The sequence below is a fragment of the Dactylosporangium sp. NPDC006015 genome (genome assembly GCF_040614215.1).
Classification (GTDB): domain Bacteria; phylum Actinomycetota; class Actinomycetes; order Mycobacteriales; family Micromonosporaceae; genus Dactylosporangium; species Dactylosporangium maewongense.
In genome coordinates this window covers 20,337-34,674 of sequence record NZ_JBEXUD010000079.1, presented here as the reverse complement: position 1 = coordinate 34,674, position 14,338 = coordinate 20,337, and the positions used below count along the sequence as shown (strand labels likewise).

Sequence of the window (14,338 nt, the reverse complement as noted above, 5' to 3'; positions counted from 1 at the left end):
GGTGTGTCGGTGTCGGTGCGTGGGTTGTTCGATGCGCCGACGCCGGCGGGTTTGGCTGCGTTGGCGGAGGCTGCGATTGTTGCGGTGGCGCCGAACCTGATCCCGGCTGACGCGCGGGTGATCACGCCGGGGATGCTGCCGCTGGTCGAGCTGACCGAGGCGGAGATCGAGGCCGTGGTCGGCACGGTCGGCGGTGGTGCGGCCAATGTCGCGGACATCTATCCCTTGGCGCCGTTGCAGGAAGGCCTGTTGTATCACCACCTCCTCGCCGACGGCGGCGACGACGTGTACGTCACGTCGTTCGTGCTGGAGTTCGACGACCGGGACCGGCTCGACCGGTTCGCCGGCGCGCTGCAACAGGTCATCGACCGGCACGACGTGTTCCGGTCGTCGGTGGTGTGGTCGGGGCTGCGCGAGCCCGTCCAGGTGGTGTGGCGCTCGGCAACGCTGCCGGTGATCGAAGTGCGCTTGCCCGACGCCGTCGCCGACCAACCGGCGAGCTTGCTGTCGACGGTCGGGTTGTCGATGAACCTGGACCGGGCACCGCTGCTGGACCTGCACGTCGCCCCACTCGCCGACGGACGGTGGCGGGGGCTGTTGCGGGTCCATCACTTGGTGCAGGACCACACCGCGCTGGACGTGGTGAGGACCGAGATCGAGGCGGTCCTGACCGGCCGGGCCGACCAACTGCCCGAACCGTTGCCGTTCCGCGACTTCGTGGCTCAGGCCCGGGCCGGACGCACCACCGACCAGCACGCGGCGTTCTTCGCGGAGCTGCTGTCGGACGTGGACGAGCCGACCGTCGCGTTCGGGGTCAGCGACGTGCGCGGCGACGGGTCGGGGCTGGTGCGGACCGGTGTCGACCTCGACGCCGGCCTGGGCGGGCGGCTGCGTGAGGTTTCCCGCCGGTTGGGGTCGAGCCCGGCGACGGTGATGCACGTGGCGTGGTCGCGGGTCCTCTCCGCCGTGGCTGGACGGGACGACGTCGTGTTCGGCACCGTGGTGTTCGGCCGGATGAACGCGGGCGCGGGCGCGGACCGGGTGCCCGGTCTGTTCATGAACACCCTGCCCGTGCGGGTGCCGACCGGCGACCTCGACGTGGTCGACGCCGTCACCGCGATGCGCGGCCAGCTGGCCCGGCTGCTGGAGCACGAGCACGCGCCCCTCGCGCTGGCCCAGCGAGTCAGCGCCGTCCCGGCCGACACGCCGTTGTTCGCCACGCTGTTCAACTACCGGCACAACGCTGCCGTCGAGGCCAAGTCGTCCGAAGGGGTCCAGGGTGTCCGGACCGTGTACTCCCGGGAGGGCACCAACTACCCACTGACGGTGTCCATCGACGACGACGGGACCGGATTCGGCCTGACCGTCGACGCGGTCGGCCCGATCGACCCGCGGGCGGTGGCGGGAATGCTCCACGTGGTGGTCGCCGGCCTCGTACCCGCGCTGGAAGCCGGTCTCGACGGCGGATCGCGGACGCTGTTGTCGGACATCGGTGTTCTCAACCCCGGCGAGCTCGACCGTGTCCTGCACGAGTGGAACGACACGGCGGTCGACGTCCCGGTGGCGACGTTGCCGGCTCTGTTCGCCGAGCAGGTGGCGCGCACGCCGGATGCGCCGGCGTTGGTGTTCGAGGGTGAGTCGCTGTCCTACGCGGAGCTGGACGGTCGGGCGAACGGTCTGGCGCGGTCGCTGATCGAGCGTGGTGTGGTCGCGGATTCGGTGGTGGGGGTTTCGCTGCCGCGTGGTTTCGACTTGGTGGTGGCACTGTTGGCGGTGCTCAAGGCTGGTGGTGCGTATCTGCCGATCGATCCGGATCTGCCGGCGGAGCGGGTTGCGTTCATGGTGGCGGATGCGGGTGCGGTGTGTGTGTTGTCGGAGGGTCCGTTCACCGAGACGGCGACGGCTCCGGGTGTGGTGGTGCTGTCGGGTCAGGCGGCGTACGTGATCTACACGTCGGGTTCGACTGGTCTGCCGAAGGGCGTGGTGGTGTCGCACGAGGGCATCGTGAACCGTCTTGTCTGGATGCAGTCCCGGTTCGGCATCCAAGAGGGTGACCGGGTGTTGCAGAAGACGCCGTTCGGGTTTGACGTGTCGGTGTGGGAGTTGTTCTGGCCGTTGATCCAGGGCGCCACGATGGTGATCGCCCGGCCGGGCGGTCACCGCGACCCCGGCTACGTGGCGGAGCTGATCCGTGCTGAGCGGGTGGACACGGTCCACTTTGTGCCGTCGATGTTGGAGGCGTTTCTGGCGACGCCCCAGGCGGCGGAGTGTGGCGGGCTGCGGCGGGTGGTGTGCTCCGGCGAGGCCCTGAGTCCAGCCGCACGCGACCGGTTCTACGAGAACCTTCCGGGTGTCGGCCTGTTCAACCTGTACGGGCCGACCGAGGCCTCCGTCGACGTGACCGAATGTGAGGTGCCGGCGGAGGGTCCGGTGCCGATCGGTCGGCCGGTGTTCAACACCCGCGTCTACGTGCTCGACGACCGGTTGACGCCGGTGCCGGTGGGTGTGGCGGGGGAGCTGTATCTGGCGGGTGTCCAGCTGGCCCGTGGGTATGTGGGTCGGGCGGGGTTGACCGGTGAGCGGTTCGTCGCCGACCCGTTCAACGGTGGTGGTCGGTTGTATCGCACCGGTGACGTGGTGCGGTGGGGCGGCGACGGCCAGCTGATGTACCTCGGTCGGGCAGACGACCAGGTGAAGATCCGTGGGTTCCGGATCGAGCCGGGCGAGATCGAGGCCGTGATCGCCACGCACCCGCAGGTGAACCAGGTCGCGGTCATCGCACGGGCAGACACCACAGGGGACAAGCGTCTCGTCGCCTACGTGGTCGGACCTGTCGCCGGCACGGCAGTGCGGGAGTACGCCGGCGAGCGGTTGCCCGAGTACATGGTCCCGTCGGCGGTGGTGACTCTCGACGCGCTGCCGCTGACACCCAACGGGAAACTGGACCGCAAGGCCCTGCCCGCCCCTGACCACACCGCGACCGCCGGAGCCGGCCGCGCGCCGGCCGGCGCCCACGAAGAACTGCTCGGCCAGGCGTTCGCGGAGATCCTGAACCTCACCAACGTCGGGCCCGACGACGACTTCTTCGCCCTCGGCGGTCACTCGCTCCTCGCCGTCCGCCTCGTCAGCCGGCTTCGCGCGATCTTCGGCGTCGAGCTGCCGCTGCGGGCCCTGTTCGACGCGCGGACACCGGCGCGTCTGGCCCGCCACCTGGCCGGGGCGCAACGAGCGCGGACCGCCTTGGCGCCCTGGGCGCGGCCCGAACGGCTGCCGCTGTCCTACGCGCAGCGACGACTGTGGTTCATCGACCAGCTGGAGGGACCGAGCGCCACCTACAACATCCCGATGGTGGTGCGCCTGTCGGGTGACGTCGACGCAACGGCACTGAGTGCGGCCGTGCGGGACGTGATCGGCCGCCACGAGGTGCTGCGCACCGTGTTCCCCACGGCTGACGGTGAGCCGTTCCAGCACGTGGTCCCGCTCGAGCACCTCGAGTGGCAGCTGCACCGCGCCGGCACGACGGCCGCCGGACTGGCCGACGCCGTGACGGCCGCGGCCCGGCACATCTTCGACCTGGCCCTGGAAGTGCCGATCCGGGCGACACTGTTCACGATCGACGACGGCGAGCAGGTGCTCGTGCTGCTCGTCCACCACATCGCCGGAGACGGCTGGTCCCGCGGCGCCCTGGGCGCCGACCTGTCGGCGGCATACGCGGCGCGGCTGGCCGGCCGCGCCCCGCAATGGGAGGCGTTGCCGGTCCAATACGCGGACTACGCGCTCTGGCAACGGGAACTCCTCGGTGACGCGGCGGATCCGGCGAGTCGTGTTTCGCGGCAGGTGTCGTACTGGCGGTCGGCCCTTGCCGGGGCGCCGGAAGAGCTGACATTGCCGGTGGACCGGTGGCGGCCGGTGGTGGCGAGCCACCGTGGGCTCGCCGTGCCGGTGGAGCTGAGCGCCGGCCTGCACGCACGGCTGCTCGAGGTCGCGCGGGCCGAAGGCGTGACGGTGTTCATGCTGCTGCAGGCCGGGCTGGGCGTGCTGCTGTCGAAGCTGGGCGCCGGCACCGACATCCCGATCGGTGCGGCGGTCGCCGGGCGCACCGATCAAGCGCTGGACGACATGGTCGGCTTCTTCATCAACACGCTCGTGATGCGCACCGACCTGTCGGGTGACCCGACGTTCGCCGAACTGGTGGCGCGGGCACGCCGGGTCGCCCTCGACGCGTTCGAACACCAGGACGTCCCGTTCGAACTGCTGGTGGAGGAGCTGTCCCCGGCCCGTTCCCTTGCCCGGCACCCGTTGTTCCAGGTCATGCTGACCGTGCAGAACACCGCCGAAGCGGTGCTCGATCTGCCGGGTGTGCGCGCTGACCGGTGGGGCGGGCCGTCCCACGCCACGACGTCGGCGAAGTTCGACCTCGAGTGGAGCGTCAGCGAAACCTTCGACGACGGCGGCCGCCCGATGGGGCTGCGCGGTGTGCTCATCGGCGCGACGGACCTGTTCGACGCGCCCACCATCGCGGTCATCGCCCAGCGGTGGGCGCGGGTGCTGGAGACCGTGCTCGCCGACCCGTCCGCACCGGTGTCGGCGGTGAGCGTGCTGGACACCGCCGAGCTGGACCGTGTGCTACGCGACTGGAACGACACGGCGGTCGAGGTCCCGCCGGGGACGCTGCCGGGACTGTTTGCACGCCAGGTGGCGCAGACACCACACGCGCCGGCCGTCGTGTTCGAGAACCGGACCGTCTCGTACGCCGAGCTGGACGGCCGGGCGAACCGCCTGGCCCGCCTGTTGCGTGGCCGCGGCGTCGGCGCCGACTCGGTCGTGGGTGTGTGCCTGCCTCGCGGCACCGACATGGTCGTGGCGTTGCTGGCGGTCATGAAGGCCGGCGGGGCGTACCTGCCGATCGACCCGGAGCTGCCGACCGGCCGGATCTCGTTCATGCTGGCCGATGCGGGCGCCGTGTGCGTGGTCGGTGGCGACGCGTCGGCCGGCCCGGGAGTACCGGTCGTCGACGTCGACGACCCGCGGCTGGCCGACCTCTCCGACGGCGACCTCGGTGTCCCGGTGCGGCCGGACCAGGCGGCGTACGTCATCTACACGTCGGGCTCGACGGGCCGGCCGAAGGGTGTGGTGGTCGCTCACGAGGGCATCGTGAACCGTCTCGTCTGGATGCAGTCGCGGTTCGGTCTGCGGCCGGGTGACCGGGTGCTGCAGAAGACGCCGTTCGGGTTCGACGTGTCGGTGTGGGAGCTGTTCTGGCCGCTGATCCAGGGTGCGGTGATGGTGGTCGCCAGGCCGGGCGAGCACCGCGACCCGTCGTCCATCGCCGGCCTGATCCGGGACGAGCGGGTGGACACCGTGCACTTCGTGCCGTCGATGCTGGCGGCCTTGCTGGAGGTGCCTGAGGCCGCCGCGTGCATCGGGCTGCGCCGGGTGGTGTGCTCCGGCGAGGCCCTCAGCCCGGCGGTGCGTGACCGGTTCTTCGAGGTGTTGCCGGGTGTCGGGCTGTTCAACCTGTACGGTCCGACCGAGGCCTCGGTGGACGTGACCGCATGCGAGGTCCGACCCGAAGGTCCGGTGCCGATCGGCCGTCCGGTGTTCAACACCCGCGTGTATGTGCTCGACGACCGGCTGGCGCCGGTGCCGGTCGGCGTGTCCGGGGAGTTGTACCTGGCGGGTGTGCAGCTGGCCCGCGGCTACGCCGGCCGGCCGGGCCTGACGGGTGAGCGGTTCGTCGCCGACCCGTTCGACCACGGGACACGGCTGTACCGCACCGGTGACGTGGTCCGGTGGTCGGCCGACGGCGACCTGATGTACCTCGGCAGGGCGGACGACCAGGTGAAGATCCGCGGGTTCCGGGTCGAGCCGGGCGAGACCGAGGCGGTGCTCGCCACGCATCCGCAGGTCGCGCAGGCCGCCGTCATCACCCGTGAGGACACGCCCGGTGACCAGCGCCTGGTGGCGTACGTGGTCGGCGCCGTCGACGGTGCGGCAGTGCGCGCGTTCGCCGGCGAGCGGCTGCCGGAGTACATGGTGCCGTCGGCCGTCGTGGTCCTGGACGCGCTGCCGCTCACCGCGAACGGCAAACTGGACCGCAAGGCCCTGCCCGCGCCCGACTTTGCCGCGGCCGCCGGTGCGGGACGCGGCCCAGCGAACGCGCGCGAGGAACTGCTGTGCCGGGCGTTCGCCGAGGTGCTGGGTCTCGAAGTGGTCGGCGTCGATGACGACTTCTTCGCGCTGGGCGGCCACTCGCTGCTGGCGGTACGGCTGGTGGAATGGCTGCGGGTCCACGATGTGCCGGTCTCGGTGCGGGCGCTGTTCCTGTCACCGACCCCGGCCGGGCTCGCCGGCGCCGCCGGTGGTGCGACCGTCGAGGTCCCGGCGAACCTGATCCCGGCCGGCGCGGACGTGATCACCCCGGACATGCTGCCACTGGTCGCGTTGACCGACGCCGAGATCCGGGCGGTCATCGCCACCGTCGAGGGCGGCGCCGCCAACGTCGCGGACATCTACCCCCTGACGCCGCTGCAGGAAGGCCTGCTGTTCCATCACCTGCTCGCCGACGGCGGCGACGATGTCTACGTCACACCGTTCGTGCTGGAGTTCGATGACCGTGGCCGGCTCGACGCGTTCGTCGCCGGACTCCAGCGGGTCATCGATCGCCACGACATCTTCCGCACGTCGATGGTGTGGACGGGTCTTCCCGAGCCCGTACAGGTGGTGTGGCGGACGGCGACACTGGCGGTTACCGAGGTCGGCCGGCAGGACGGCGACCCGGTGGAAGCGCTGCTGTCGGCGGTCGGCCTCTCCGTCGACCTGGGCCGTGCGCCGTTGCTGACCGTCCACACCACCTCGCTCGCCGGCGGCCGGTGCCTCGGCCTCGTGCGGATGCACCATCTGATCCAGGACCACACGGCGCTGGACGTCCTGATGGCGGAGATCCGGACAGTGCTGGCCGGCCGGGCCGGCACGCTGCCGGAGCCGCTGCCGTTCCGCGACTTCGTGGCGCGGGCCCGCGCGGACGGGGACCATGAGGCGTACTTCCGGGCGCTGCTGGCCGGGGTGGATGAGCCGACGGCGGCGTTCGGGGTCACCGACGTCCGCGGGGACGGCTCAGGACTGGTTCGTTCCCGGGTGCGGCTCGAACCCGGCCTGGCGGCACGGCTGCGGGAGACGGCGCGCCGATTGGGCGTCAGCCCCGCGACCGTGATGCACGTCGTGTGGTCGCGGGTCCTCGCCGTCGTGTCCGGACGGGACGATGTCGTGTTCGGCACCGTGCTGTTCGGCCGCATGAACGCCGGTGCGGGCGCGGACCGGGTGCCGGGGATGTTCCTGAACACGCTGCCGGTCCGGGTGCCGACCGGCGGCCCGGATGTGCTCGCCGCCGTCCACGCGATGCGGGTCCAGCTGGCGGAATTGCTGGAGCACGAACACGCGCCGCTGGCCCTGGCGCAACGGGTGAGTGCGGTGCCGGGCGGCGTTCCTCTGTTCGCCACGCTGGTGAACTACCGGCACAACATCGACGAACGTGACATCGAACGGTCCGCCGAGCTCGCCGGCACGCGGTTGGTGTACTCCCACGAGCGCACCAACTACCCGCTCACAGTGACGATGGACGACAACGGTCGTGAACTGGGCGTGACCGTGGACGCGGCGGCGCCGATCGACGCGTTGGCGGTGGTACGGATGGTCCGCGCCGCGGCCGGCGACATGGTGGCGGCCCTGGAGAGCGGCCTGGCCGGCGGGCCGCGGACGCTGCTGTCGGACATCGGCGTGCTGGACGCCGCCGAGCTGGATCTGGTGTTGTCCGGCTGGAACGACACCGCGGCCGACGTACCGGCGGCGACGCTGCCGGGGCTGTTCGCCCGGCAAGTGGCGCGGACACCGGACGCGCCGGCGTTGGTGTTCGAGGGTGAGTCGCTGTCCTACGCGGAGCTGGACGGTCGGGCGAACGGTCTCGCGCGGCTGCTGGTCGAGCGTGGTGTGGTCGCGGATTCGGTGGTGGGTGTTTCCCTGCCGCGTGGTTTCGACTTGGTCGTGGCACTGCTGGCGGTGCTCAAGGCCGGTGGTGCGTATCTGCCGATCGACCCTGATCTGCCGGCGGAGCGGGTCGCGTTCATGGTGGCGGATGCGGGCGCGGTGTGTGTGTTGTCGGAGGGCCCGTTTGCCGGTACGGCGACGGCTGCGGATGTTGTGGTGGTTCCGGGTCAGGCGGCGTACGTCATCTACACGTCGGGTTCGACGGGTGTGCCGAAGGGCGTCGTGGTGTCGCACGAGGGCATCGTGAACCGCCTCGTCTGGATGCAGGCGCAGTTCGGTCTGCGCCCAGGTGACCGGGTGCTGCAGAAGACGCCGTTCGGGTTCGACGTGTCGGTGTGGGAGCTGTTCTGGCCGCTGATCCAGGGCGCCACCATGGTGATCGCCCGCCCGGGTGGTCACCGCGACCCCGGCTACGTCGCGGAGCTGATCCGTGCTGAGCGGGTCGACACGGTCCACTTCGTGCCGTCGATGCTGGAGGCGTTCCTGGCCGTGCCGCAGGCGGCTGAGTGTGGTGGTCTGCGGCGGGTGGTGTGCTCCGGCGAGGCCCTGGGCCCGGCGGTGCGGGACCGCTTCATCCACATCCTTCCGGACGTCGGCTTGTTCAATCTGTACGGTCCGACCGAGGCTTCCGTGGACGTGACCGCATGCGAGGTCCCGGCGGAGGGTCCGGTGCCGATTGGTCGTCCGGTGTTGAACACCCGCGCGTACGTGTTGGATGACCGGTTGGCGCCTGTGCCGGTGGGGGTGGCCGGTGAGCTGTACCTGGCCGGTGTGCAGCTGGCTCGGGGTTACGTGGGTCGGGCCGGGCTGACCGGTGAGCGGTTCGTGGCTGACCCGTTCGACGACGGTGGCCGGTTGTATCGCACCGGCGACGTGGTCCGGTGGGGCGGCGACGGCGACCTGACGTACCTCGGCCGGGCGGACGAGCAGGTGAAGATCCGCGGGTTCCGCATCGAACCGGGCGAGATCGAGGCGGTGCTGGCCGCGCATCCGGACGTGACTCAGGTCGCGGTCATCGCCCGGGAAGACACACCAGGGGACAAGCGCCTCGTGGCGTATGTCGTCGGACCCGTCGACGGCGCGGCGCTGCGGGAGCACGCCGGGGAGCGGTTGCCCGAGTACATGGTCCCGTCCGCGGTCGTGACCCTCGACGCGCTGCCGCTGACACCCAACGGGAAGCTGAACCGCAAGTCCCTGCCCGCCCCGGACTTCGCGGCGGCGGCCGGCACCGGACGCGGCCCGGCGAACGCGCGCGAAGAACTGCTGTGCCAGGCGTTCACAGAGATCCTCGGCCTCGACCACGTCAGCGTCGACGACAACTTCTTCACCCTGGGCGGACACTCGCTCCTCGCCGTGCGCCTGGTGGAGTGGCTGCGGGTCCGCGGTGTGCCGATCTCGGTGCGCAGCCTGTTCGACGCCCCGACCCCGGCCGGTCTCGCCACCGCCGCCGGCGCCGCGACCGTGGACGTGCCGGCGAACCTCATCCCCGCCGGCGCACGAACCATCACCCCGCGGATGCTGCCGCTGGCCGAGCTGACCGAGCCGGAGATCGAGCTCGTCGTCGCCACCGTGGCCGGCGGCGCGGCCAACGTCGCCGACATCTACCCCCTCGCCCCGCTGCAGGAAGGCATCCTGTTCCACCACCTCCTCGCCGACGGTGGCGACGACGCCTACGCGGTCGCGCGCGTGTTCGAGCTGCCGCACCGCGCGGGCCTCGACGCCTTCGTGGACGCGCTGCAACAGGTCATCGACCGGCACGACGTGTTCCGGACCTCGGTCGTGTGGTCGGGCCTGCGGGAACCGGTCCAGGTGGTGTGGCGCTCCGCGACCCTGCCGGTCGTCGAGACCGGCCTCGAGGCCGGCACCGACGGCGAGGCGGCGGCCGCGACCCTGGTCGACGCCGTGGGTCTGGCCATGGACCTGGGCCATGCCCCGCTGATCGACGTCCACACGGCCGCGCTGACCGGTGGCCGCCGGATGGCGATGGTGCGGATCCACCACCTGGTCCAGGACCACACGGCCGTCGAGATCGTCTTCAACGAGGTCCGGGCGATCCTGACGGGTCGCGCCGACGACCTGGCCGCGCCACTGCCGTTCCGCAACTTCGTGGCCCAGGCGCGCTCGGGACGCACCCCCGACGAGCACGAGCGGTTCTTCGGTGACCTGCTGGACGGCGTCGACGAGCCGACCGCGGCGTTCGGCGTCACCGATGTCCACGGCGACGGCTCGTCGGTCGTCGTCGCACACGGCGACGTGGACGCCGGCGTGGGTGTGCGGTTGCGCGACGTGTCCCGCCGGTTGGGGGTCAGCCCGGCCACGGTGATGCACGTCGCCTGGTCACGTGTCCTCGCAGTGGTCGCGGCCCGTGACGACGTCGTGTTCGGCACGGTGCTGTTCGGCCGGATGAACGCCGGTGCCGGCGCGGACCGGGTGCCTGGCCTGTTCATCAACACGCTGCCGGTGCGGCTGCGCACCGGCGACCTCGACGTCGTGTCCGCGGTCACCGCGATGCGGAGCCAGCTGGCCGGCCTGCTGGACCACGAGCACGCCCCGCTGGCGCTGGCCCAGCGGGCGAGCGGGGTCCCGGCCGACGCACCCCTGTTCACGGCCCTGCTGAACTATCGGCACAACGTCGCCGCGGGCCCGCAGGACGCCGAGCCCCCGGTCGATCCCGCTGTCGCGGTGCGGCACCTGCTGCTGCGGGAACGGACGAACTACCCCCTCACGGTAGCGGTGGACGACGACGGCGCCGGGTTCGGGCTGGTCGTCGACGCGGTCGGGCCGATCGATCCGCAGGCCGTGGCGGCGATGATGGGCACTGCCGTCGGGCACCTGGTGGCCGCGCTCGAAGACGCGCTGGACGGTGACCGGCCCGTGCCGCTGTCCGACGTCGGCGTTCTGGACGCCGGTGACCTCGACCGTGTCGTGCACGAGTGGAACGACACCGCGGTGGACGTGCCCGCGGCGACGTTGCCGGGGTTGTTCGCCCGGCAGGTGGCGCGGACACCGGACGCCACGGCGCTGGTGTTCGAGGGTGAGTCGTCGTCGTATGCGGAGCTGGACGGTCGGGCGAACGGTCTGGCGCGGCTGCTGGTCGAGCGAGGTGTGGTCGCGGATTCGGTGGTGGGTGTGTGCCTGCCGCGCGGGCTGGACATGGTGGTGGCGTTGCTGGCGGTGCTCAAGGCTGGTGGTGCGTATCTGCCGATCGATCCGGATCTGCCGGCGGAGCGGGTCGCGTTCATGGTGGCGGACGCGGGTGCGGTGTGTGTTGTCTCGGAGGTGCCGCCGTCCAGTGAGGACGCGGCTGCGGATGTTGTGGTGGTGCCGGGTCAGGCGGCGTACGTGATCTATACGTCGGGTTCGACGGGTGTGCCGAAGGGCGTCGTGGTCACCCACGAGGGCATCGTGAACCGTCTGGTGTGGATGCAGTCCCGGTTCGGCATCCAAGAGGGTGACCGGGTGTTGCAGAAGACGCCGTTCGGGTTTGACGTGTCGGTGTGGGAGTTGTTCTGGCCGTTGATTCAGGGCGCCACGATGGTGATCGCCCGCCCGGGCGGTCACCGCGACCCTGCTTATGTCGCCGAGCTGATCCGTGATGAGCGGGTGGACACGGTCCACTTCGTGCCGTCGATGTTGGAGGCGTTCCTGGCCGTGCCCGAGGCGGCCGGGTGTGGCGGTTTGCGGCGGGTGGTGTGCTCCGGTGAGGCGCTCGGCTCGGCGGTGCGTGACCGGTTCTTCGAGATCCTTCCGGGTGTCGGGTTGTTCAATTTGTACGGTCCGACCGAGGCGTCGGTGGATGTGACCGCATGTGAGGTTCCGGCCGAGGGTCCGGTGCCGATTGGTCGTCCGGTGTTGAACACCCGCGCGTACGTGTTGGATGACCGGTTGGCGCCTGTGCCGGTGGGGGTGGCAGGTGAGCTGTACCTGGCCGGTGTGCAACTCGCGCGTGGGTATGTGGGCCGGGCCGGGCTGACCGGTGAGCGGTTCGTGGCCGACCCGTTCGACGACGGTGGCCGGCTGTACCGCACCGGCGACGTGGTCCGGTGGGGCGGCGACGGCGACCTGACGTACCTCGGCCGGGCGGACGAGCAGGTGAAGATCCGTGGGTTCCGGATCGAGCCCGGCGAGATCGAGGCCGTGATCGCCACGCACCCGCAGGTGAGCCAGGTCGCCGTCATCGCCCGGGAGGACACGACAGGCGACAAGCGTCTGGTGGCGTACGTGGTCGGCGCCGTCGACGGTGCGGTGTTGCGCGCGTTCGCCGCCGAACGGCTGCCCGAGTACATGGTCCCCGCGGCCGTGGTGGCGCTGGCCACCTTGCCGCTGACCGTGAACGGCAAACTCGACCGCAAGGCCCTGCCCGCACCGGACTTCGCGGCGGCGGCCGGAGCCGGGCAGGGACCGGCGACCGTCCAGGAAGAGCTGCTGTGCCTCGCCTTCGCCGAGGTCCTCGGCCTCGACGCGGTCGGCGTCGACGACGACTTCTTCGCCCTCGGCGGCCACTCGCTGCTGGCGGTGCGTCTGGTGAGCCGGGTCAGATCGGTGTTCGGCGCCGAACTGTCGCTGCGCGCGCTGTTCGAGGCACCGACCCCGGTGCGGCTGGCCGAGCGGCTGCCGGGTGCGCAGCAGGCCCGGCCGGCGCTGGTGCCGTGGGCTCGGCCGGAGCTGCTGCCGCTGTCGTATGCGCAGCAGCGGCTGTGGTTCATCGGCCAGCTGGAGGGTCCGAGCGCGACCTACAACCTCCCGTCGGTGCTGAGCCTGTCGGGCGATGCCGACGCCGGCGCGCTGGACGAGGCGCTGCGCGACGTGATCGGCCGGCACGAGGTGCTGCGCACGACGTTCCCGACCGTCGACGGCCGGCCGTACCAGAAGACCGTGGCGGCCGGTGACCTGGACTGGCACCTGGAACGCGACGACGTGCCCGCGGCGGATCTGCCCGGGCGCGTGCGCGCGGCGACACGGCACGCCTTCGACCTGGCGACGGAGCTTCCGATCCGGGCCTGGCTGTTCGCCGATGAGCACGGTGAACGCGTCCTGGTCATCGTGGTGCATCACATCGCCGGTGACGGATGGTCGATGGGACCACTCGCCGCGGACCTGTCCACGGCGTACCGGGCCCGCACCACCGGCCAGGCGCCGGCGTGGGATCCGTTGCCGGTGCAGTACGCGGACTACGCCCTGTGGCAGCGCGACCTGCTCGGTGCGCAGGACGACCCGGACAGTGTGATGTCACGTCAGGTCGCCTACTGGCGTCAGGCCCTGGCCGGCGTACCGGAGGAGCTCGCGCTGCCGGTGGACCGGCGGCGCCCGGCCGTGGCCAGCTACCGCGGGCACACGGTGCCGGTCCGGATGAGCCCCGAGGGACATGCGCGGCTGCGGGACCTGGCCCGGGCGCAGGGCGTCACGGTGTTCATGCTGTTGCAGGCCGCCCTGGGTGTGCTGCTGTCGAAACTCGGCGCCGGCACGGACATCCCCGTGGGGGTCGCGATCGCCGGGCGCACCGATCAGGCCCTTGACGATCTTGTCGGGTTCTTCGTCAACACCCTCGTCATGCGGACCGACCTGTCCGGTGACCCGACGTTCGTCGAGCTGCTGGGCCGGGTGCGGGAGACGACACTGGCCGGGTTCGAGCACCAGGACGTGCCGTTCGAGCGTCTCGTCGAGGACCTGTCGCCGGTGCGCTCGCTGTCGCGCAACCCACTGTTCCAGGTGATGCTGACCGTCCAGAACACCGCCGCCGGTGTGCTGGATCTGCCCGTTGCCGCCGCGGGCGCGTATGCCGGCTCGGCGTCGGCGGCGTCCGTCGCGCGGTTCGACCTGGAATGGATCGTCGACGAGCGGTTCGACGCCGACGGCCGCGCCGCGGGGCTGAGGGGTGTGTTGATCGGCGCGGCGGATCTGTTCGACGCCACCACCGTCGAGGCCGTCGCGCAGCGGCTGCTGCGGGTCGTGGAGTCGGTGCTGACCGGTCCGCGGGCACCCGCCTCCGCCGTCGACGTGCTCGACGCCGCCGAGCGGGATCGGGTCCTGCGACGGTGGAACGACACCGCGGTCGCGCTTCCCGCCGCCACCGTCCCGGAGCTGATCGCGGCGCGGGCGGCGCGGGTGCCGGACGAGCCTGCGGTGGTGTGTGACGGCGTGTCGCTGACCTATGCGGAGCTGGACGCGCGGGCCGGCCGTCTGGCCGCGAACCTGGTGCGTCTCGGTGTGGGCGCTGAGTCTCTGGTGGGGCTGTGCCTGCCGCGGGGCGTCGACATGGTGGTGGCGGTGCTGGCGGTGTGGAAGGCCGGCGGCG

The 14,338-nt window shown here is 71.4% G+C and carries 1 protein-coding gene (running past one end of the window); it reads left to right on the top strand.

What is annotated here, in order from left to right; translation table 11 throughout:
• Window positions 1–3 precede the first annotated feature (3 nt).
• Window positions 4–14,338, top strand: partial view of a non-ribosomal peptide synthase/polyketide synthase gene (locus tag ABZ321_RS56045; protein ID WP_354904895.1) — the 5' portion only. Its footprint extends 11,177 nt past the window's final position; only the first 14,335 of its 25,512 coding nucleotides appear in the window; the start codon lies at window positions 4–6; its stop codon lies off the right edge, out of view.